Source organism: Streptomyces sp. NPDC055099, assembly GCF_053607685.1.
The window spans coordinates 287,312-308,453 of record NZ_JBSGUA010000008.1; the positions used below are offsets into that span (position 1 = coordinate 287,312).

The window sequence follows — 21,142 nt, forward strand, 5'->3', positions numbered from 1 at the left end:
CGAAGGAGCCCGGAAGCCGAAGTCAGACGCGAACCCCGCCGAGAGGCGAAACGCAGCCCTCACGAAACCTCAGCTGTGACCGAGGTCCTCCGACGCCCCCTCCAGAGGGACCGAGCCCGAGTCGGGGGCAGGGCGGAGGGGGAGGACGTCGACGCGGGTCTCGTCGAGGACGGGCGCGGCCGGCCGCGACGGCGTAGGCATCACGGCCGCCTCCGAATGCCCGCCGCACCCGTAAGCGAGAGACACCACATGCCCGTCCGCAGGACCGAACTCATTCGCGCACACCCCGAACGCCTGCCCGAGCGATCCGCCGATCGGGGCAAGGAAGCCACAGCTGACGCAGGACGCGGGCGCCGCCTGCGCCATCGCCGTCTTCGCGCCGTGCGACTCCTCCCAGCGATCGGCCGCGGCATGCAGGCCGTACCGGGACAGGACACGCGCCCGGCGCATGCCGAGCTCGTCCGCGAGCGCCGCGATGGAGCCACGCGCCGGCGCCGCCGGCAGCTCGGCGGGCGAGCCCGCCGTCACCTCCGCGTCCTCCGCGTCGGCAAGCTCCGCCATCTCCTCCGAGAACACGGAGTTCGGCGGCGGCTCCTCCTCGCCCGAGAAGCCGGGCTCAAGGCGCAGGTCCTCGGCGTCGGTCGGGAGGAGGTCGCCCGGGCCCATGTCGCCGGGGCGCAGACGCTCGCTCCACGGCACCCACTCGGGGGCCAGCAGCGCGTCCGGCCCGGGAAGCAGCACCGTCTCGTCGAGCGTGACGACCTTGGCGCGCGAGGCACGGGCCACCGTCACGGCCCAGCGCCAGCCCCGGTAGCCGAATTCCTTGCACTCGAACAGGTGCGTGACGACGCGGTCGCCCTCGACCACGACCTCGACATGCTCACCGACCACACCGGGCGCGGCGGCCTCCTCGGCCGCGTCACGGGCCAGTCCCACCGCCTCGGCGCACAGGCGGTCGGGAGTACGCGGGGTACGCGGGGTACGGCTTCGCGTTGTCGCTGCGCTCACAGGTATCGCTTCTCCATTACGCCGTCTCACGAGTGCGCCACCCATACGCGGGGGTGCGGACGGAGCGGACCAAAGGGCCGCGTCGACGTCCGCGCCCGAACGTCCTCGGGCGCACCTACGTCATCCATTCTGCGGGATGACCGAGAGGCGCGCGGCCAAGAACAACCGCCGCAGGCGCGCTACGCACGCTACCTTCTCCTGGCCCCTGGGCCTACACCGGCGTGCGGCTGCCCTCCCCACCGAGCAGAGCGTTTCGCCGCTTCGCGGCGTTTCTCCCGCCCGCCCACCCGTACAGCGCGCCTTTAGGGGGCACTATGACGAGGTGGCAACCGCAAGGTCGTCGTCCCAGGGATACAGCGGACGAAGCCCGGTGCTGAACCGGGCCGCCCGCTGGATCGGCCGCGCCCTGCACCTGCCCTTCACGGGCACGGCCCGCGGCATCCGCAAGGCCACGCACGCGCACGGCGCGGGCGAGTCGGGCCTCGGCAAGCTCATCGAACTGCACGCCGTGAACGGCGCGGGCGACGTCATGATCACCATCGCGCTCGCCTCGACCGTCTTCTTCTCCGTGCCCACGGACGAGGCCCGCGGCCGTGTCGCCCTCTATCTCGCCATCACCATGGCGCCCTTCACCCTCCTCGCCCCCGTCATCGGCCCCCTCCTGGACCGCCTCCCGCACGGCCGCCGGTACGCGATGGCCGCCGCGATGCTGGCCCGCGCCCTGCTCGCCCTGCTGTTGTCCGAGGCGGTGATCACGGGGAGTCTGGAGCTGTATCCGGCCGCGCTCGGCGTCCTGGTCGCCTCCAAGGCGTACGGGGTCGTGAGAAGTGCTGTGGTGCCACGGCTGCTGCCCAAGGGTTTTTCCCTGGTCAAGGCCAACTCCAGGGTCACGCTCGGCGGGCTTCTCGCGACCGGTATCGCCGCTCCCATCGGCGCGGGGCTACAGGCGCTCGGCCCACGCTGGCCCCTGTACGGCGCCTTCGTGATCTTCATCGTCGGGATGTTCCTCTCCGTCTCGCTGCCGCCCAAGGTCGACTCGGCGAAGGGCGAGCACAAGGCGCTGCTCGCGGCCGACGAGGAGCACCTGCATCTGCACGCGCGCACCGAAGCCGCGTCGGACACGTCCAAGAAGCGGCGCCTTGGGCTGCGTACGGTCGGGCCCGCCGTCACCCACGCCCTCACCGCCAACGCCGCACTGCGGTGCCTGTCCGGCTTCCTCATCTTCTTCCTCGCCTTCCTGCTGCGCGAGGAACCGCTCGGCGGCCAGAGCGCCGCAGTCTCCCTGGGGATAGTGGGTGTCGCGGCCGGAGTCGGCAACGCGCTAGGCACGGCCGTCGGCGCCGGCCTCAGATCGCGGGCGCCGGAGGTCATCATCGTGACCGTCGTCGCCGTCGTCCTCGGCGTGGCCGTCACCGCGGCGGTGTTCTTCGGGGCGGTGGGCGTCGCCTGCCTCGGCGCGGTGGCGGGCTTCGCCCAGGCCATGTCGAAGCTCTCCCTGGACGCCCTTATCCAGCGAGACGTACCGGAAGAAGTGCGGACCTCCGCCTTCGCCCGCTCGGAGACCCTGCTCCAGGTCTCCTGGGTGGTGGGCGGCGGAATCGGCATGGCCCTGCCGCTGAACGGGTCACTGGGGTTCTCGGTGGCCGCGGCGATCGTGGCCGTCGGCTGGTTCTCGACCGTACGGGGTCTGCTCTCGGCGGCCCGGCACGGCGGGAAGCGCCGTCCGCGGGTGGCGTGAGCCCGGCAATGTGACAGGTGCGGCACGCCGCGACCCCCACGTGGCGGGACGGCACGGGGTGCCCGATAGCCTTCGCCCATGACCTCCCTGCTCCGCGGCGGAGCCGCACTCGTTCACAGCTCGGCGCGACGTCGCCGTTCCGTGGCCGCCCTTGGCGCTGTCTCCGCCGGACTCCTCGTCCTGTCGGCCTGCGACAAGCCGACGCCGCTCGCCACCGTCACGGTCGGCAGCGACTCGGTGAACTCCGAGGCCTCCTGCTACAACGACGGCAAGGAGATCGCGGACTCCCAGCTCCAGGACTGCCTCAAGGACACGGACGTCGAGTCCATCAAGGTCGACCCCGACGAGAAGGTCCGCTTCGGCGTCGACCCCGAGGTCGCCGACAAGGGCTGGACACTCCTGATGAACGGTCAGCCGCTCACCGAGGCCAGCAACAAGACCTACGTCGTCATCCCCGGCAGCGTCTTCTTCAACCAGCAGTACGGCGGCGGCAAGAACTCCACCACCGTCAGCCTGCTCGAAGGCGGCAAGGGCTCCGGGGCCAAGGCGACCGGCCTGTGGTCGTTCAAGCTCAAGAAGGACTCCTGACCCCTCCCTTGGCGTCCGCCCCGCACGTCCTGGTGGCCACCGCCGTCCCCGCCGAACGGGACGCGGTGGCCGACCGGCTGCCCCCTCACATGGATGCCGTCGCCGTCGGTGTCGGCCCCGCGGCAGCCGCGGCGCACACGGCGGCCGCCCTCGCGCGCGCCCCGTACGACCTGGTGATCTCCGCCGGGATCGGCGGCGGCTTCCAGCCTGACGCGCCCCTCGGCTCCCTCGTCCTCGCCGACGAGATCACCGCGGCCGATCTGGGTGCCGAGACGCCCGACGGCTTCCTGCCCGTCACCGAACTCGGGTTCGGCGCCGTCACCCACGCGCCGCCGCTGTCCCTCGTACGGGATCTGGCCGCCGCCTGCGGTGGTCTCACCGGCAGCGTCCTGACCGTCTCCACCGTGACCGGCTCCGCCGAGCGCGCCGCCGAGCTGCGCCGACGCCACCCGCGGGCGCTCGCCGAGGCGATGGAGGGTTTCGGCGTCGCCGAGGCGGCCGCCGCGTACGCACTGCCCGTCCTGGAGATACGCGCGATCTCCAACGCCGTCGGGCCACGGGACCGCGCGGCCTGGCGGATCGGCGAGGCGCTCGGCGCGCTGGGAGAGGCGTTCGGGAAATTCGCGCCCGTACTGGAGAGTTGGAAACGGCATGACTGAATCGCCCGCGCAGGACGCACAGGACGCACCCGAGGCACCCGACGCGAACGCCCTGCAGATCGCTTACTCGCCCTGCCCTAACGACACGTTCGTCTTCGACGCCTGGGCGCACGGCCGGGTGCCCGGCGCGCCCGCTCTCGATGTCACCTTCGCCGACATCGACATCACCAACGGCATGGCCGAGCGCGGCGAACTCGACATCCTGAAGGTGTCGTACGCCGTGCTGCCCTACGTCCTCGACGAGTACGCGCTGCTGCCCTGCGGCGGCGCCCTCGGCCGGGGCTGCGGACCGCTGGTCCTCACCCGGGAGGCCGGGGCCGATCTGACCGGCAAGACCGTCGCCGTGCCGAGCGAGAAGTCGACGGCCTACCTGCTGTTCCGGCTCTGGGCGGCCGACACCCTGGCCGACGGCGTGGGCGAGATCGTCGTGCTGCCCTTCGACCAGATCATGCCCGCGGTGCGGGACGGCAAGGTCGACGCCGGGCTCGTCATCCACGAGGCGCGCTTCACCTATCAGAACTACGGGCTCAACTGCCTTGCCGACATGGGCGAGCACTGGGAGCGGACGACGGGCCTGCCCATCCCGCTGGGCGCGATCATCGCCAAGAGGTCGCTCGGTACCGAGCGACTGCGGCAGCTCGCGGACAGCGTGCGCACCTCGGTGCGGATGGCCTGGGACGACCCCGAGGCCTCACGCCCGTACGTGCAGGAGCACGCCCAGGAGATGGACCCGGCTGTCGCCGACCAGCACATCGGCCTGTACGTGAACGAGTTCACGGCCGATCTGGGCGAGAACGGCCACGCGGCGATCCGCGGGCTTCTGACGCGCGCCGCGGCGGAGGGGCTCGTACCGCCCCTCGCGCCGGACGCGCTCGCGTTTCCCTGAGCCCGCTACTGAGCCCGCCGCCTAGACGTCCAGCTGGTCCGCGACCGCGCGGAGCAACCCGGCGATCTTCGCGCCCGACGCCTTGTCGGGGTAGCGGCCCTTCTCCAGCATGGGCGTGATGTTCTCCAGGAGGGTCGTCAAGTCCTGGACGATGGACGCCAGTTCGTCCGGTTTGCGCCGCTGCGCGGCCGCGACGGACGGCGTCGGGTCGAGGATCGTCACCGAAAGGGCCTGGTCACCGCGCTGACCGGCGACGACGCCGAACTCGACGCGCTGGCCGGGCTTGAGTGTGTCGACACCTGCGGGCAGTACGGAGGAGTGCACGAAGACGTCGCCGCCGTCATCGCGGGAGAGAAAGCCGAAGCCCTTCTCGCTGTTGAACCACTTGACCTTGCCGGTAGGCACCTGAAGTCCTCGTCCTCGTACTTTGTCGTCGAACGCGTCTATGCCGCGGAAAACGGCTCTGGATAGCACTACAGCGGGTCGCCCGACCCGCCAGCACCAAGACTATTGGTCCGGGGGCCGGTGACAAGACGTCCCCGGATTCTTCCTTCGCGCTGGGAACTACCCTGGTGGGGTGCGTGACAAAACCCAAGCGAATTCCGCCGGACCGGGTGATGGCCTGGTCCGTACCGGAGCGATCATTTTCTTCGTGGGCGCCGTGGCCACTCTGGTCACGGTGGCCCCACTGTTCCTCGGCACCGAACCCTTCCCGTCCATCGCGTACGCGGTGTGCATGCTGATGGGCGTCGGATTCATCGTCGCCGTGGCAGGAGTGCTGCGCGGAATCGCCGTGCAGCGCCGCCAGGCGAAATCCGCGACTACTTGACGGGTCCCGCGACGTAGGAGTCGAGCCAGGCCGGGAACCCCGTCAGGTCGCTGAGCACGATGTCCGCGCCCGCCGCGCGCAGTTCCGCTGCGTCGCACGGCCCGGTGGCCACCGCGACGGAGAGCGCGCCCGCCGTACGCGCTCCGCGTACATCACCGGTGTGGTCACCGACGTACACCGCCGCGTCGTGCTCGCGCAGCGCCTCCGCCTTCGCCTCGGCCCACAGCCAGCCGATCACCGCGTCCGCCTCGATGCCCAGGTGCGCCAGGTGGAGCTTCGCGTTCGGCTCGTGCTTGGCGGTCACCACGATCGCCCGGCCGCCGTGGGCGCGCACGGCCGCCACCGCCTCGCGGGCGCCGGGCATCGCGAGCGTGGGGGCGATGGCGTATGTGGGATAGATCTCACGGTAGCGGTCGCCCATCTCCTGGATCCGGTCGGCGGGGAACCAGTTGCGCAGCTCCTCCTCCAGCGGCGGTCCGAGCCGGGTGACGGCGAGGTCGGCGTCTATGTACGTCCCGGTCTCGGCGGACAGGACCTTGTAGGCCTCCCTGATGCCGGGGCGGGAGTCGATCAGGGTCATGTCGAGGTCGAAGCCGACGGTCAGAGCGCGTGAGGTCATGAAGCCATTGTGCAGAGGCCCGAGGGCCGGATGACCTGCGCCGCGATGGCCTTACGCTTAGCCGAGCCTTACCGAAGTTCCCCCCTCTCAGTCCCAGCGACCCGAATCGAGCGCAGCCGATGCGTGTGCCAGCCCGACGCGCCGTCGCGATGACGGCAGCCGTCCTGGCCCTGCTGCTCGCGGTCCTGCTCAGCCTCTCCGTCGGCGCCCGCGCCATCGCGCCGTCCGCCGTTCTCGACGCCCTGCTGCACGGCGGGCACAGTGACGCCGCCGACGTCATCCGCGAGATGCGCGTGCCGCGCACGCTCATCGGTCTGATGGTCGGCGCCGCGCTCGCCCTGGCCGGCACGGTCCTCCAGGGCATCACCCGCAACCCCATCGCCGACCCCGGAATCCTCGGCGTCAGCCAGGGCGCCTCGGTGGGCGTGGTCATGGCGATCGCGTTCGCGGGCGTGCACACCCTGACCGGATACGTCTGGTACGCCTTCGCCGGCGCGGGCATCGCGTCCGTCACGGTGTACGCGATCGCCGCCAGCGGACGGGGCGGGGCGACCCCCGTGAAGCTCGCGCTGGGCGGCGCCGCGATCAACGCCCTGCTGGTGTCCGTGACCACCGGAATCCTCACCACCAAGGCCTCGGCCCTGGACGAGTTCCGCTTCTGGCAGGTGGGCTCGCTCTCCGGGCGCGACGCGGAGATCGTCGGGCAGATCTGGCCGTTCCTGCTGGTGGGGCTCGTGCTTGTGCTGTCCGTCGCGCGGGGGCTCGACGCGCTCGCCCTCGGGGAGGACGTGGCCAAGGGGCTCGGGCAGAAGGTCGCGACCGTACGGATCGTCGGGGGGCTCGGGGCGACCGTGCTCACCGGCGCGGGGGTCGCGGCGGCCGGACCCATCGCGTTCATCGGGCTCGCCGTCCCGCACATCGCCCGCGCGATCGTGGGCAGCGGGCATCGCTGGGTGCTTCCCATGGCCGCTGTCCTGGGGCCGGTGATGCTGCTCGTCTCCGACACCGTGGGGCGGGTGATCTTTCCGCCGAGTGAGGTGCCCGCCGGGGTGATGACCGCGCTCATCGGGGTGCCGTTCCTGGTGACACTGGTGCGCCGGAAGGCGGTCGCTGCCTGATGTCCGTTGCTTCTGGTGCTTCTGGTGCTTCTGGTGCTTCTGAGCCGCCGCTTCGCGGCGGATCTCTCCCACCCACCTACCCGGCACCCCGCATCAAACCCGCCGGATACACCGTCGTGCGCATCGGGAGGGCCGCCTTCCTCCTGCACCGGCGCGCTGCCGTGGCGGCCGTCGGTCTGGCCCTGCTCCTGGCCGCCTCCTGCCTCGCCTACCTCTGCGTCGGCGAGTCCTTCGTCGCGCCCGGCGAAGTCCTGAAGGTCCTGACGGGGCAGCCCTCCCCCGACGAGCTGGTCGTGGGAACGCTGCGCGAACCCCGCATGGTCGTCGGCCTCCTCGTCGGCGCCTCCTTCGGCGTCGCGGGCGGGCTCATCCAGACCGTCGCCCGCAACCCCCTCGCCAGCCCCGACATCATCGGCATCAGCCAGGGCGCGAGCGCCCTGACCGTGGGCGCGATGACCTTCGGCGTCACGTCGGCCGCCGTCCTGCCCTACCTCTCGGTGCTCGGCGGCGTCGCCGCGGCCTCCCTCGTGTACGTCTTCGCCTGGCGCGGCGGCCTGCACGCCACCCGCTTCGTGCTCATCGGCATCGGCTTCGCGATCGCCCTGCGCTCCGTCACCACGCTCTTCATGACCAAGGGCGACTATCTCGTCGCCCAGCAGGCGCAGATCTGGATGACGGGCTCCCTCAACGGCCGCGGCTGGACGGAGGCGTCGCCGCTCGCCCTGACCCTGCTCGTCCTGCTCCCGTTCGTGTTCTGGGCCGCCCGCGCCCAGCGCTCGGTGACCATGGACGACGACACGGCGACCGCGCTCGGGGTGCGCCTGGGACACGTACGCCTCGGTCTCGTGCTGCTCGGCGTGATCCTCGCGTCCGTGGCGACCGGCGCCGCCGGGCCCGTCGACTTCGTGGCGCTGCTCGCCCCGCAGATCGCCCGCCGCCTCACCCGCACCGCGCAGATCCCGCTGCTGTGCTCGGCACTGACCGGCGCGCTGATCGTGGTCCTCGCCGACCTCATCGCCCGGCGGCTCTTCTCGCCCACCGAGCTTCCGGTCGGCGTGCTCACGGCGGCCGTCGGTGCCCCGTACCTGATCTGGCTCATCGTGAGAAGCCACGGCGTCCGCAGCCGCTCCGTCCGCTCTGGAGGCACCTCGTGACCGCCCCCGCCGCCCGCCTCAGCGCCCGCGAGCTGACCCTCGCCTACGAGGACCGCGAAGTCGTGCACCAGCTCGAACTCGCGGTGCCCGACGGCAAGGTCACGGTCATCGTCGGCCCCAACGCCTGCGGCAAGTCGACCACCCTGCGCGCACTCGGCCGCCTCCTCAAGCCCCGGAGCGGCGCGGTCCTGCTCGACGGCGAGGCGCTCGCCAAGCTGCCGACCAAGAAGATCGCCCAGCAGATCGGGCTGCTCCCGCAGACGCCCGTCGCACCCGAGGCGATCACCGTCGCCGACCTCGTCGCGCGCGGACGCCAGCCGCACCAGCACTGGTGGCAGCAGTGGTCCGACGAGGACGAGCGGGCCGTGACCGAGGCGATGGAACGCACCGACGTCGCCGCGCTCGCCGAACGGTCCGTCGACGAACTGTCGGGCGGTCAGCGCCAGCGGGTGTGGATCGCGATGGCCATCGCGCAGCAGACGGACATCCTGCTCCTGGACGAGCCGACGACGTATCTCGACATCGCGCACCAGGTCGAGGTGCTCGACCTGGTCCGCCAGCTCGCCGCCGAAACCCCGGAAGGCAGCCGCGGCCGGACCGTGGTCGTCGTGCTGCACGACCTCAACCAGGCCGCCCGGTACGCCGATCACCTCGTCGCCATGAAGCAGGGCCGCATCGTCGCCGAGGGCGCGCCCGCCGATGTCGTCACCGAGGATCTCGTGCGCGAGGTGTTCGGTCTGGACTGTGTGGTGGTACCGGACCCTGTGACGGGGTCGCCCCTGGTCGTCCCCGGGGCCCCGTGGGCCGCCGACGCGCACCCGCACCCCTCGTCCGACCGAAAGGCGGTCCCCGGACCATGACCCCCAAGAACAGCTCCTCGCGCCGCCGCCGCGCCCTCACCGCCGGGGCGCTCGTCCTCGGCGGTGCCCTCGCGCTCTCCGCCTGCGGATCGTCGGACTCCGGCAAGGAGGACGCCCGTTCCGGCGGGACGCGCGTCGTCAGGACCGCCATGGGTGACGTGAAGGTCCCCGTCGCCCCGAAGCGTGTCGTCGTCCTCGACACGGCCGAGCTGGACTCCGCGATCACGCTGGGCGTGAAGCCGGTCGGCTCCACGCACGTCGAGGCGTCGAAGGGCTTCCCGGCCTACCTGCCCAAGGACAAGGTCAGCGGCATCAAGGACGTCGGCGAGATGCTGAACCCGAACATGGAGGCCATCGCGGCCCTCGACCCGGACGTCATCCTCACCAGCAAGATCCGGCACGCGGCGAAGTACGAGCAGCTCAAGCAGATCGCGCCGACGGTGATGACGGAGAACACCGGTTACCCCTGGAAGGAGAACTTCCAGGTGCACGCCGCCGCGCTGGGCAAGAAGGCCGAGGCGAAGAAGGTCGTCGCCGATTACGACGCGCACGCCGAGAAGGTCACCACCGCCGTCGGCGGGCCTGCGAAGGCCAAGGCGACGGAGGTCAACGTCGTGCGCTTCGTCGAGGGCGCCGACATCCGCATCTACGGCGAGCAGACGTACGTCGCCACGCTCCTCAAGGACGTGGGTCTTGGCCGCCCCGCCATCGCCGCCAAGGCCAAGGACGGCTTCTCGTACGACGTGTCGCCCGAGAAGATCGACCTCGCAGACGCGGACGTCATCTTCCGTTCCACGTACGGCGATCCGAAGAAGTCCAAGCAGACGCAGACCGTCGGCAGCAGCCTGTGGAAGAACATGGACGCGGTAAAGCGGGGCAACGTCCACACCGTCGAGGACGAGCTGTGGATCCAGGGCATCGGCTACACGGCGGCGGACAAGATCCTGGACGAGATGCAGGCGGCTCTGACGAAGGAATGACGGCCGGGGGATGACGGCCCAGGGATGACGGCCGAGGGATGAGGGCCGGGGAATGACGAACGAGGCGGCGCACTCCGACGTGGTGTCGGTGTGCGCCGCCTCGATGGTGTACGGACCGCGGTGCCACGGCGGTCACTTGGGGTCGTCGTTGAACCTCGCGGTCGCCCAGAAGTAGCCGAGCAAGGTCAGCCCCAGGCACCAGCCGACGGCGAGCCAGCCGTTGTGGCCGATCTCGGTGCCGAGGAGCAGGCCGCGCAGGGTCTCGATGGCCGGGGTGAAGGGCTGGTACTCGGCGATCGGCCGGAACCAGCCCGGCATCGAGTCGACCGGGATGAACGCGCTGGACAGGAGCGGCAGCAGGATCATCGGCATCGCGTTGTTGCCGGCCGCCTCGGCGTTCGGGCTGACCAGGCCCATGCCGACCGCGACCCAGGTGAGGGCCAGGGAGAAGAGGACGAGCAGTCCGAAGGCGGCCAGCCACTCCAGGGCGGTCGCGTCGGTGGAACGGAACCCGATGGCCACGCCGACGGCGCCGACGAGGACCACGCTCATGACCGTCTGGATCACGCTGCCGACGACGTGCCCGACGAGCACGGACCCGCGGTGGATGGCCATGGTGCGGAAGCGGGCGATGATGCCCTCGGTCATGTCGTTCGAGACGGAGACCGCGGTGCCGATCACGGTGCTGCCGATGGTCATCAGCAGGATGCCGGGGACGATGTAGGCGATGTACTCGGAGCGGTCCGTGCCGCCGATGCCCGCGCTCATCACGTCACCGAAGATGTAGACGAAGAGCAGGAGCAGCATGACCGGCGTGAGCAGCAGGTTCAGGGTGAGCGAGGGGTAGCGCCGGGCGTGCAGGAGGTTGCGGCGCAGCATCGTGGAGGAGTCGCGGACGGCGAGGGCGAGGGAGCTCATCGGACGTTCTCCTTGGGCTGGTTGGGCTGCTGGTCGGACTGCTGGTCGGGCTGGCTGGGGATGGCGTCGGTGCCGGTGAGGGCGAAGAAGACGTCGTCGAGGTCGGGGGTGTGGACGGTCAGCTCGTCGGCCTCGACGCCCGCGGAGTCCAGCCGGTCGAGGACGGCACGCAGGTCGCGCTGGCTTCCGTCGCTGGGGAGTTGAAGTGTCAGGGCCTCGTCGTCGCGGGTTACGTCGTGCAGGGCGAGGGCGGCGGAACGGTAGGCGTCGGGGTCGGTGAATCGCAGGCGTACGTGGCCGCCGGGGATGAGGCGCTTGAGTTCTTCGGCGGTGCCTTCGGCGGCGATCTTGCCGTTGTTCAGGACGGCGATGCGGTCGGCGAGTTCGTCGGCTTCTTCCAGGTACTGGGTGGTGAGGAAGACGGTGACGCCGCCGGTGACGAGTTCGCGGATGATCTGCCACATGTTGTGGCGCGAGCGCGGGTCGAGGCCGGTGGTGGGCTCGTCGAGGAAGATGATGCGCGGGTCGCCGACCAGGGTCATGGCGATGTCGAGGCGCCGCTTCATGCCGCCGGAGTAGGTGGAGGCGGGCTTCTTGGCGGCGTCGGTGAGGTCGAAGCGGGCTAGGAGTTCGGCGGTGACCTTGCGTCCCTCGCTCTTGGAGAGGTGGTGCAGGTCGGCCATGAGGAGCATGTTCTCCTCGCCGGTGATCAGCCCGTCCACGGCGGAGAACTGGCCGGTGACACCGATCGCGGCACGCACGGCCTGGGGTGCGGCGGCCAGGTCGTGGCCGCCGACGCGCAGGTCACCGGCGTCGGCGGTGACGAGGGTGGAGAGGATCTTCACGGCGGTGGTCTTGCCCGCGCCGTTCGGGCCGAGGAGGGAGAAGACCGTTCCTTCCGGGACGGCCAGGTCGATGCCGTCGAGCACGGTCTTGTCGCCGTAGGACTTGCGCAGCCCGTTCGCGGCGATGGCCAGGTTGGTCATGAGGAGCGCTCCTAAAGGGCTGCGGGTGGGTCGGCTGTCGGGGCGGTCAGATGTTGGGTCGTCAGAGGCTGCGGGCGGTGATGTCGCCGTAGGCGGTGGTCGCGTGGATGTTCAGGCCCGCGGCGGCGCCTTCGGCGTTCTGGAGCGTGTTGTGGACGCGGCCGTAGGAGGTGCCGGCGTCCAGGGAGGCGGAGACCCCGCGGGCCGCGCCGACCGAGATCGCGCCGGACTCGGTGCGCAGGGTGACCGTGCCGTGCACGGCCTCGGCGACGGTCAGGTCGCCCTTCTGCGTGCTGATCTCGGCGGGCCCGCCGAGGCGGCCGACCGAGATGTCGCCGGCCTGGAGGGCGAGGCGGGCGCTCGCGGTCTCGTCGAGCTTGACCGTGCTCTGCGCGCCCTCGAAGACGACGTCACCGAGCCGTCCCACTCCGCGGAGGTCGGCGGCGGCGGCTTTCGCCTCGACGTGGGAGCCGGCGGGCAACTGGACGGTCACCTCCACCGATCCGGTGCCGTTGCCGAGGATGCCGTGCTTCGCCGGTGCGGCCTCGATGCGCAGGACTCCGTCGGCGTACTCGACCGTGGTCTGCTCGGCCGCCGCGACGTCACGGCTCTTCGAGGCGCTCGCGGGCCGGACCTCGACCGCGGTGTCGGCCCGGTCGGCGGCGATGAGGCGGATGTGGCCGGCGGGGATGTCGATACGGGCGGAGATCGGGGTGGGGGTGTCGAAGTTCTGCATGGTGTGTTCCTTCGGGTCGTCGTTGTTTCTGACATGGGAAAAGCTACGTTGCGTTCACGGTTCCGGCAACACCTCCGTTGCATTTGAAGGATGTACACGCAGGTCAGAGTAGTTATTTCGTTGCAACTGGCCAGAAGCGAATGCAACAGGCGCGCCGGGCTCGTTGCAATGGACTGGGAGTGAACGCTATGCTGGGGGCATTCGACGGGTACGAAGGAGATCGCGATGCCGGGCGGCAGACTCACTCAGCAGGAACGTCAGCAGATCGCGCTGGGGCTGGCCGACGGCCTCGCCTACGCGGAGATCGCCAGAAGCCTCGACCGGCCGACGTCGACGATCACGCGCGAGGTGATGCGCAACGGCGGCCCCACCGGCTATCGCGCCGACCTGGCCCACCGCGCGACCGAACGCCGCACCCAGCGGCGCAGGCAGGCGGCGCCCCGCGAGCCGGCAGCCGCCCCGCAGGCGCATGGACGCGACGCCGAGGCCGTGCGGGAGTTCGAGGAGACGCTCACCACCGTCTTCATGCAGTCGGGGATGCCCAAGATGATGGCCCGCGTCCATGCCTGCCTGTGCACCACTGACTCGGGCAGCCTCACCGCGGCCGAACTCGTCCAGCGGCTCCAGGTCAGCCCGGCGTCCGTCTCCAAGGCCATCACGTACCTCGACGCGCAGGGGCTCATCCGCCGGGAACGCGACGACCGCCGCCGCGAGCGGTATGCCGTGGACGACGACATCTGGTACCAGTCGATGATGGCGAGCGCCCGCTCCACGGCCCAGGTCGTCCTGACGGCGCGGCAGGGCGTGGGCATCCTCGGCCCCGGCACCCCGGCGGGCACCCGCCTCGAAAACATCGCCCGCTTCCTCGACTTCGTCAGCGAGAGCATCGCCCGCGCGGCGGACCAGGCCCGCGAGGTGCTTCATACGAAGCCGGTGGAGGAGTCGGACGACCGCGGCTGACCGGTACTGCTTACGGCCGTCGGCGCTGCGATCTCCACAGCAGGTAGAGCGCGGAGGCGATGGCGGCGCCGCGTACGACCCACGGCCAGGTCTCGGCCATCGCGTCGCTCATGTGGCCCTCACGGATGGGATCGCCCCAGCGGCCCTCGTTCCTGCCCCACAGCCAGGTGATCCCGGCGGCCACGGACAGACCCGGCAGTCCGAACACGGCCCACTTCGCCTCGGCGCGGCTGAGCCTGCGCGAGGCGTACGCGAGGAGCCAGCCGCCGCCCAGGGCAAGCCAGTTGCCGAGGATGGCGCCGACGGCGAGGAGGGCCGCCGCGAGCAGGAGCAGGGGGTTGGTGAAGCGGGGGCCCGCGGGGGCGACGGCCGCGGTGACGGGGCGCCGGATGCGAAGGCGGCGCCGGGGTTCGGGAGCGGTGTCGTCCGCTTCCTCCCACTCCTCCTCTTCGCCCTCGGCCTCTTCCTCGTCCTCGCCGTCGGCCCCTCGCTTGTCTTCCACGGGGCGCTTCTTCGGCGGGGGCTTGAGGATCTCCGGGATCTCCACGCCGCCGGTGAAGCCCGGGACGCTGTCGGCGAGGCCGAAGGGACTGCTGTCCACCCGCCACCAGTCGGGCTCGGAGCCGGGGGCGCCGAGCTCGTCCGTGCTCGCGAGGTGCGGCGGCGACGGCAGGTCGTCCTGGGGTGGCTCCGGTTCCTCCGCGGCGGGGCGGGGGCGGGGGCGCGGGACGACGCGGCGCAGGCGATTGGGCCGTTCCTTCGGCTGTCCGGTGCGCTGGGTGGGTACGGCGGGGCGGGGGGTGCGGGGCTTGTGGAGCTTGGGGGGCTTGTGGGGCTTGGCGGTCTTGGGCAGGTCATCGCCCCCGGCGTCGACGGTGCCGGTGTCAGTGGGGCCCCTGCCGCCTGAGCCCGCCGCTTCGACCAGTTCCTCGGGGGAGCCGAGGCGGTCCAGGATGCGGCGTATCGCGGCCGGGTTGTCGGAGGCCTTCGCTCTGCTGCGGTCGATCTCGTTCCGCAGATCGGATACGAGGCGCATGCGGGCGGCGGACGGCAGCTGGTGCTGCTGGGCCAGGTCGCCGACGCGGCTCAGATAGTCGAAGACGAGCTGATCGCTCTCGATCCCCACGAAGTCCCCTCCGGGGCGGTGCCGTTGACCGCCCGTTGTGCCCGGTAGGACGACCGTACCTTCTTCTGGCGTGGGCGCCTCTGTGTCCTCCCTCCTTGAGGCGGGCTTCGGGCCCTTGCCCCCGCTTTCCTTGCGAACAAGCCTTCCCGCCCACCCGCCCGATTGCCCCGCGGCTGACCTCTTGACGAACAAGCCTTCCCGCCCGATTGCCCCGCGGCTGACCTCTTGACGAACAAGCCTTCCCGCCCACCCGCCGGTTGCCCCGAAGTCGCCCTCGCCACCCCCGCCACCTGCGCAGCCCCCAGGAACCCCCGGCCTCGCACCGTGACCCGCTACCGTGAGCCTGATGAGCACCGACGAGCAGCCACAGCGCCCAGCGGACACCCCCCGGTCCCTCGCCGAGGCGCTTCGTTTCCGTGACGACGCGTCCCTCGGTGCGCTGCTCCATGCCCGCCCCGACCTGCTCACGCCGGTCCCGAACGACCTCACCCAGCTCGCCACCCGCGCGGCCACCCGCGCCTCCGTGGTCCGCGCCCTGGAGCGCCTCGACCGGTTCGCCCAGCAGGTCGCCGAGGCGCTCGCCGTGGCCCCGGAACCGGCGACGTACGGAGAGCTGCACGCACTCGTGGCCGGGGACGAGGGGAGCGAGGAGAGCGGCGCCGTCGAGGCGGCGCTGGGCCGGGCACTGGCCACGCTCCGCGAGCAGGCCCTCGTCTGGGGCGCCGACGACCGCCTCCGCCTGGTCCGCACCGCACGCGAACTCCTCGCCCCCGCCCCGCAGTACCCCTCCCCCACCGGTCTCGGCCCGACCGTCGCCGAGGCCACCGCGGGCATGTCGCCGAACCGCATGCAGGACATCGTGGCGGCGGCCGGGCTGCCCTCCACGCACGACGCGGTGTCCGCGGTCCGCTCGCTCACCGAACTGTTCACCGACCGCACCCGCATGTCCGCGCTCCTCGACGAAGCCCCCGCCGAGTCGGTGGAGGTGCTCTCGCGGCTCGTCTGGGGGCCGCCGTACGGCCAGGTCACCGCCGATCCGGCGCGCCATCTGCGCTGGCTCCTGGACCGCGGGCTGCTCCTGCCGACCGCGCCCGGCACCGTCGTCCTCCCCCGCGAGGCGGCCCTGCACCTGCGCGCCGGCCGCGCCCACCGGGTGCTCGAACCCGTACCGCCCGCCGTGGAGGCGCTGCGCGAACACCGTCCACAGGCTGTGGACGCGGCGGCGGCCAGCCAGGCGTACATGGCGCTCGACACGGTCGAGGAGCTCCTGAAGGACTGGGACGAGGGCGGCCCGACCGTGCTCCGCGCGGGCGGCCTGAGCGTGCGCGACCTGAAGCGGACCGCGGTCGCCCTGGACCTGCCGGAGCCGGTGGCCGCGTTCTGGGTCGAACTGGCCTACGCGGCAGGCCTCGTGGCGTCGGACGGCGAGGCGGACGAGCGGTACGCGGCGACGCCCGCGTACGACGACTGGCAGGAACTGCCCCCCGCCGAGCGCTGGTCGGTCCTGGCCACGGCGTGGCTGACGGCGACCCGCACGGCGGGCCTGATCGGCGGCCGTGACGGCAAGGACCGCACGCTTTCGGCGCTCGGCCCGCACCTGGACCGCTCGTCGGCGCCGGAGATCCGGCACCGCGTGCTCACCCTGCTCACCACCCTGCCGGACGGCGCGAGCCCGACCCCCGAGTCGCTGCTGGCCCGCCTGCGGTGGGAACGCCCTCCGCGTGGCGGCACGGCCACCTCCGGCAGCACGGCCCCCGGCGCCACTCCCGGCAGCACCGCCCCCCTGGAGCTGCGCGCGCGCATCGCCCAATGGACGCTGAACGAGGCGGAGTTGCTCGGCGTCACGGGACGCGGGGCGCTGTCCGCGCACGGCCGGGCACTGCTCGGCTCCGAGAGCGAGGACGACTCCGTGGGGACGGCGGCCCCCCATCCCTCCCCCGCCGAACTCGCCGCGTCCGGCGCACGGGCCGCCCGGCTCCTCGCACCGCTGCTCCCCGAACCGCTCGACCACGTCCTGCTGCAGGCCGACCTCACCGCCGTAGCCCCCGGCCCGCTGGAGCGGCCGCTCGCCGAGACGCTCTCCGTGCTCGCCGACGTCGAGTCGAAGGGCGGGGCGACCGTGTACCGGTTCACGCCCGGCTCCGTGCGGCGGGCGCTCGACGCGGGCAAGTCCGCCTCCGACCTGCACGCCTTCCTCGCGGCGCACTCGCGTACGCCGGTGCCGCAGCCCCTCGCGTATCTCATCGACGACGTGGCCCGTAAGCACGGCCACCTGCGGATCGGCGCCGCGTCCGCGTACGTGCGCTGCGACGACGAGGCCCTCCTGAACGAGATCCTGGCCGACAAGCGCTCCCAGGGACTGCGCCTGCGCCGCCTCGCGCCGACCGTGCTCGCCGCGCAGGCCGACCCCGGGGCGCTCCTCGAAGGGCTGCGGGGGATGGGCTTCGCGCCCGCCGCGGAGAGCGCCGAGGGCGACGTACTGATCACGCGGGCCCACGCCCACCGCTCGCCGCCCCGCACCGCTCCCGAGCCGGTGCACGACGGGCCGCCGCTGCCGGACTCCACGCTGATCGGCGCGGCCGTGCGCGCCATCCGCGCCGGTGACCTCGCCTCGACCGCCCCTCGCAAGGCGACCCCGGAGAAGGGCGACGCGCTGCCCCGCACCACGGCCGCCGAGACCCTCGCCACGATGCAGGCCGCGGTCCTGACGGGCGAGGCGGTGTGGATCGGGTACGTCAACGCCGAGGGCTCCGCGAGCCAGCGCGTGATCGCCCCGATCCGGGTGGAGGGCGGCTTCGTCACGGCGTACGACCACACGGCGGACGAGGTCAGGACGTACCCGCTGCACCGTGTGACGGGAGTCGCGGAGCTGGCGGACGACTGAGGCGGGAGCTGGGTCCGGAGCTGCGGCGGGAGCTGGGTCGGGAGCTGAGGCAGGACCGTATGCGCGCGCCATGCGGCACACTGGACGTTTGGCTTACCGAAAGGGTGCGCGCGTGAATGGTCCCCTGATCGTCCAGTCGGACAAGACTCTCCTGCTCGAGGTCGACCACGAGCAGGCGGAGGCCTGCCGCCGTGTCATCGCGCCCTTCGCGGAACTGGAGCGTGCTCCCGAGCACATCCACACCTACCGCGTGACGCCGCTCGGCCTGTGGAACGCCCGTGCCGCCGGGCACGACGCCGAGCAGGTCGTGGACGCGTTGGTGGAGTTCTCCCGCTATCCCGTGCCGCACGCGCTGCTCGTGGACATCGCCGAGACGATGGCGCGCTACGGCCGCCTCACGCTCTCGAAGCACCCCACGCACGGTCTCGTCCTGACCACCACCGACCGGCCGGTCCTGGAAGAGATCCTGCGGTCCAAGAAGGTGCAGCCGCTGGTCGGTGAGCGGGTCGACGCGGACACCGTCGTGGTCCACCCCTCCGAGCGCGGACAGATCAAGCAGACCCTCCTGAAGCTGGGCTGGCCCGCCGAGGACCTCGCCGGGTACGTCGACGGCGAGGCGCACCGCATCGACCTCGCGGAGGACGGGTGGGCGCTGCGGCCGTATCAGAAGCAGGCGGTCGAGGGGTTCTGGCACGGCGGCAGTGGTGTGGTCGTGCTGCCCTGTGGTGCGGGAAAGACGCTGGTCGGGGCCGGTGCGATGGCCGAGGCCAAGGCGACGACGCTGATCCTGGTGACCAACACGGTCTCCGCCCGGCAGTGGAAGCACGAGCTGATCAAGCGGACCTCGCTCAGCGAGGAGGAGATCGGCGAGTACAGCGGTACGCGCAAGGAGATCCGGCCGGTCACCATCGCCACGTACCAGGTCCTGACGACGAAGCGGAAGGGTGTCTACCCGCATCTGGAGCTCTTCGACTCCCGGGACTGGGGGCTGATCGTCTACGACGAGGTGCACCTGCTGCCCGCCCCCGTCTTCAAGTTCACCGCCGACCTGCAGGCGCGGCGACGCCTGGGTCTGACGGCGACGCTCGTGAGGGAGGACGGCCGCGAGTCGGACGTCTTCTCGTTGATCGGCCCCAAGCGGTTCGACGCTCCGTGGAAGGAGATCGAGGCGCAGGGGTACATCGCGCCCGCGGACTGTGTCGAGGTGCGGGTGAACCTCACGGACTCGGAGCGGCTCGCGTACGCGACGGCCGAGGCCGAGGAGAAGTACCGCTTCTGCGCCACGACGGCCACGAAGCGGAAGGTGACGGAAGCGCTCGTCAAGAAGCACGCCGGTGAGCAGACCCTGGTCATCGGGCAGTACATCGACCAGCTGGACGAGTTGGGCGAGCATCTGGACGCGCCGGTCATCAAGGGCGAGACGACGAACGCGCAGCGCGAGAAGCTGTTCGGGGCGTTCCGGGAGGGCGAGATCTCCGTTCTCGTCGTCTCGAAGGTCGCGAACTTCTCGATCGACCTGCCCGAGGCTACGGTCGCGATCCAGGTGTCGGGAACGTTCGGCTCCCGGCAGGAGGAGGCACAGCGCCTCGGCCGCGTCCTGCGTCCGAAGGCCGACGGTCATGAGGCCCGCTTCTACTCCGTCGTGGCGCGGGACACCATCGACCAGGACTTCGCCGCGCATCGGCAGCGGTTCCTGGCGGAGCAGGGGTACGCGTACCGGATCGTGGACGCGGACGAGCTGCTGGCAGACAACTGAGCGCCAGGGCGAGGGCCAGCAGGGGGTAGGGCGAGGCGAACGGCTGGTGCCAGTCGGGCAGTCGCAGGTCCGTTGCCCCCTGGTGGGGGACGAGCCACAGGGTGCGGGCCGTGAAGAGGGTCGCCACCGCCGCGGTCAGGCGGGGGCGGCCCTCCGCCATGAGCAGGACCAGGAGCGGTACGCACCAGATCCAGTGGTGGGACCAGCTGATGGGCGAGACGAGGAGCGCGGTGCCGGCCGTGAGGAGGACGGCGCGGGGCTCGTCGGGGGTACGGCGGGCCAGCCACAGCCCGGTGGCGGCGACGAGGAGGGCGGGGACGGCCCACACGATCCCTGGATGCGGGTCGTGCGTCACGCGGGCGATCAGCCCTTGCAGCGACTGGTTGTCGACGATCCACGCCTTGCCGACGCGGCCCGTCTCGAAGAGCCGCTGGGTCCAGAAGTCGACGCTGGCGACGGGCAGCGCGAGCGCGCCGAGCGCGAGGGTGCCGGTGAGGGCGGCGGTGGCGGTGAGCCCTTCGCGTACGCGCCCGGTGAGGAAGAGGTACGCGATGAAGACCGCCGGGGTGAGCTTGATCCCGGCGGCGATCCCGATCGCGGCGCCCTTGCCGGGGGCGCCGGGAGGCCGGGTGAGGTCCCAGAGGACGAGGCAGGCGAGGGCGAGATTGATCTGCCCGAACACGATCGTCTGGAAAACGGGCTCGACCCAGATCCCGAGGGCGGTGGCGGCGAGGAGCGGGCCGGTGCGGGTGGGGAGTCCGGCGAGGCGGCAGGAGAGGTGGACGAGGAGCGCGAGGAGAAGGACGTTCCCGGCGAGGAAGGCGAGCTTGAGGGCGGGGAGGGGGAGCCAGGTGGTGGGTACGAAGAGGAGGGCGGCGAAGGGCGGATAGGTGGCCGGCAGCTCCCACTCGGTGACGGTGAACCCATAAAGATCCCCGCCGCCGGCAACGGCGGCACCCTCGGCCCGATAAACGAGAACATCGGCCATTGGGACGCGCTGGGCAAGGCAAAGGGCAACCAGTCCGATGAGGGAAGCTCCCAGCAGACAGGCACCCCCCGGCACGCCAGTAACAATGCGTACCGCCCTACTCACGCTCAGCACTCTCACCCGGGCGACCTTAGTGGACCACTCCCGCTGCTCACGGCTCTGCTGCCGGCCGCACTGCCGCACTGCCGCATGGCGGGATGCCCCCCGGACTCTCCCGCCCATCCGCCCAGAACCCCGCACCTACCCCTGACCGAACAAGCCTTCGCCCGTTCGGCACGAAGCGAGACCCGGGGCGCCGGGCGGGCGGGTGGGAGACGCCCGTTCGGCACGAGGCAAGATGCCGGGCAAC

General features: G+C 71.6%; 19 protein-coding genes and 1 pseudogene. 12 read left to right on the top strand and 8 right to left on the bottom strand.

Annotation, left to right across the window (positions count from 1 at the left end; all coding sequences use genetic code 11):
* Window positions 1-69 precede the first annotated feature (69 nt).
* Window positions 70-1,008, bottom strand: a complete 939-nt coding sequence (locus ACWFRU_RS21750; protein WP_453689320.1) for a DUF3027 domain-containing protein — start codon at window positions 1,006-1,008, stop codon at window positions 70-72.
* A gap of 370 nt (window positions 1,009-1,378) precedes the next feature.
* Here ACWFRU_RS21750 and ACWFRU_RS21755 point away from each other — a divergent pair, with 370 nt between their 5' ends.
* The 4 genes from ACWFRU_RS21755 (at window position 1,379) to ACWFRU_RS21770 (ending at window position 4,879) form a co-directional block, all read left to right on the top strand.
* Window positions 1,379-2,746 carry an MFS transporter gene (locus ACWFRU_RS21755; RefSeq protein ID WP_453689485.1) on the top strand — a complete coding sequence of 456 codons (1,368 nt, stop codon included), beginning with the start codon at window positions 1,379-1,381 and terminating at the stop codon, window positions 2,744-2,746.
* 78 nt (window positions 2,747-2,824) lie between these two features.
* A complete protein-coding gene (locus ACWFRU_RS21760; RefSeq protein ID WP_453689322.1) occupies window positions 2,825-3,334 on the top strand; it encodes a DUF2771 domain-containing protein in 510 nt (169 codons plus the stop codon).
* Entirely contained in the window at window positions 3,304-3,993 is a 690-nt protein-coding gene (locus ACWFRU_RS21765; RefSeq protein WP_453689324.1) for a futalosine hydrolase, read from the top strand. The genes ACWFRU_RS21760 and ACWFRU_RS21765 overlap by 31 nt, the downstream gene beginning before the upstream one ends.
* Entirely contained in the window at window positions 3,986-4,879 is an 894-nt protein-coding gene (locus tag ACWFRU_RS21770; protein WP_453689326.1) for a 1,4-dihydroxy-6-naphthoate synthase, read from the top strand. Before ACWFRU_RS21765 ends, ACWFRU_RS21770 begins: the two co-directional genes overlap by 8 nt.
* Before the next feature lie 21 nt (window positions 4,880-4,900).
* Here the strand turns inward: ACWFRU_RS21770 and ACWFRU_RS21775 are convergent, their stop codons facing one another.
* The gene (locus ACWFRU_RS21775; protein WP_055701393.1) at window positions 4,901-5,284 is read right to left on the bottom strand and encodes a cold-shock protein; all 384 of its coding nucleotides are present in this window, start codon (window positions 5,282-5,284) and stop codon (window positions 4,901-4,903) included.
* A 172-nt stretch (window positions 5,285-5,456) separates the two neighbouring features.
* On the opposite strand from ACWFRU_RS21775, the gene ACWFRU_RS21780 reads away from it, so the two are divergent.
* Entirely contained in the window at window positions 5,457-5,708 is a 252-nt protein-coding gene (locus tag ACWFRU_RS21780; protein ID WP_453689328.1) for a hypothetical protein, read from the top strand.
* Here ACWFRU_RS21780 and ACWFRU_RS21785 read toward each other — a convergent pair.
* The gene (locus ACWFRU_RS21785) at window positions 5,701-6,327 is read right to left on the bottom strand and encodes an HAD family hydrolase (protein WP_453689330.1); all 627 of its coding nucleotides are present in this window, start codon (window positions 6,325-6,327) and stop codon (window positions 5,701-5,703) included. The genes ACWFRU_RS21780 and ACWFRU_RS21785 overlap by 8 nt on opposite strands.
* Window positions 6,328-6,446: 119 nt before the next feature.
* Here ACWFRU_RS21785 and ACWFRU_RS21790 point away from each other — a divergent pair, with 119 nt between their 5' ends.
* The 4 genes from ACWFRU_RS21790 (at window position 6,447) to ACWFRU_RS21805 (ending at window position 10,439) form a co-directional block, all read left to right on the top strand.
* On the top strand, window positions 6,447-7,445 hold the full coding sequence (locus ACWFRU_RS21790; protein WP_453689332.1) for a FecCD family ABC transporter permease: 999 nt from the start codon (window positions 6,447-6,449) through the stop codon (window positions 7,443-7,445).
* 92 nt (window positions 7,446-7,537) lie between these two features.
* Window positions 7,538-8,599, top strand: coding sequence for a FecCD family ABC transporter permease (locus ACWFRU_RS21795; protein WP_453689487.1), 1,062 nt, complete (start codon window positions 7,538-7,540; stop codon window positions 8,597-8,599).
* Window positions 8,596-9,459, top strand: a complete 864-nt coding sequence (locus tag ACWFRU_RS21800) for an ABC transporter ATP-binding protein (RefSeq protein WP_453689334.1) — start codon at window positions 8,596-8,598, stop codon at window positions 9,457-9,459. Before ACWFRU_RS21795 ends, ACWFRU_RS21800 begins: the two co-directional genes overlap by 4 nt.
* The gene (locus ACWFRU_RS21805; protein WP_453689336.1) at window positions 9,456-10,439 is read left to right on the top strand and encodes an ABC transporter substrate-binding protein; all 984 of its coding nucleotides are present in this window, start codon (window positions 9,456-9,458) and stop codon (window positions 10,437-10,439) included. Before ACWFRU_RS21800 ends, ACWFRU_RS21805 begins: the two co-directional genes overlap by 4 nt.
* A gap of 132 nt (window positions 10,440-10,571) precedes the next feature.
* On the opposite strand, the gene ACWFRU_RS21810 is transcribed toward ACWFRU_RS21805, so the two are convergent.
* The 3 genes from ACWFRU_RS21810 to ACWFRU_RS21820 form a co-directional block, all read right to left on the bottom strand.
* Entirely contained in the window at window positions 10,572-11,357 is a 786-nt protein-coding gene (locus tag ACWFRU_RS21810; RefSeq protein WP_453689338.1) for an ABC transporter permease, read from the bottom strand.
* Window positions 11,354-12,343 carry an ATP-binding cassette domain-containing protein gene (locus tag ACWFRU_RS21815; RefSeq protein WP_453689340.1) on the bottom strand — a complete coding sequence of 330 codons (990 nt, stop codon included), beginning with the start codon at window positions 12,341-12,343 and terminating at the stop codon, window positions 11,354-11,356. Before ACWFRU_RS21815 ends, ACWFRU_RS21810 begins: the two co-directional genes overlap by 4 nt.
* 61 nt (window positions 12,344-12,404) lie before the next feature.
* Window positions 12,405-13,079 carry a DUF4097 family beta strand repeat-containing protein gene (locus tag ACWFRU_RS21820; RefSeq protein ID WP_453689342.1) on the bottom strand — a complete coding sequence of 225 codons (675 nt, stop codon included), beginning with the start codon at window positions 13,077-13,079 and terminating at the stop codon, window positions 12,405-12,407.
* A 225-nt stretch (window positions 13,080-13,304) separates the two neighbouring features.
* Between ACWFRU_RS21820 and ACWFRU_RS21825 the strand changes: the two genes are divergently transcribed.
* Window positions 13,305-14,039, top strand: coding sequence for a helix-turn-helix domain-containing protein (locus ACWFRU_RS21825; RefSeq protein WP_453689344.1), 735 nt, complete (start codon window positions 13,305-13,307; stop codon window positions 14,037-14,039).
* Window positions 14,040-14,049: 10 nt separating this feature from the next.
* On the opposite strand, the gene ACWFRU_RS21830 is transcribed toward ACWFRU_RS21825, so the two are convergent.
* The gene (locus tag ACWFRU_RS21830) at window positions 14,050-15,165 is read right to left on the bottom strand and encodes a hypothetical protein (RefSeq protein ID WP_453689346.1); all 1,116 of its coding nucleotides are present in this window, start codon (window positions 15,163-15,165) and stop codon (window positions 14,050-14,052) included.
* Between the two features lie 346 nt (window positions 15,166-15,511).
* On the opposite strand from ACWFRU_RS21830, the gene ACWFRU_RS21835 reads away from it, so the two are divergent.
* Complete coding sequence (locus tag ACWFRU_RS21835; RefSeq protein WP_453689348.1) at window positions 15,512-18,049, top strand: helicase-associated domain-containing protein; 2,538 nt, start codon at window positions 15,512-15,514, stop codon at window positions 18,047-18,049.
* A gap of 112 nt (window positions 18,050-18,161) precedes the next feature.
* Window positions 18,162-19,805, top strand: a complete 1,644-nt coding sequence (locus ACWFRU_RS21840; protein WP_453689350.1) for a DNA repair helicase XPB — start codon at window positions 18,162-18,164, stop codon at window positions 19,803-19,805.
* Window positions 19,806-20,076: 271 nt separating this feature from the next.
* Here the strand turns inward: ACWFRU_RS21840 and ACWFRU_RS21845 are convergent.
* Window positions 20,077-21,015: pseudogene (locus ACWFRU_RS21845) on the bottom strand (glycosyltransferase 87 family protein); the annotation flags it as partial.
* Window positions 21,016-21,142: the final 127 nt, after the last annotated feature.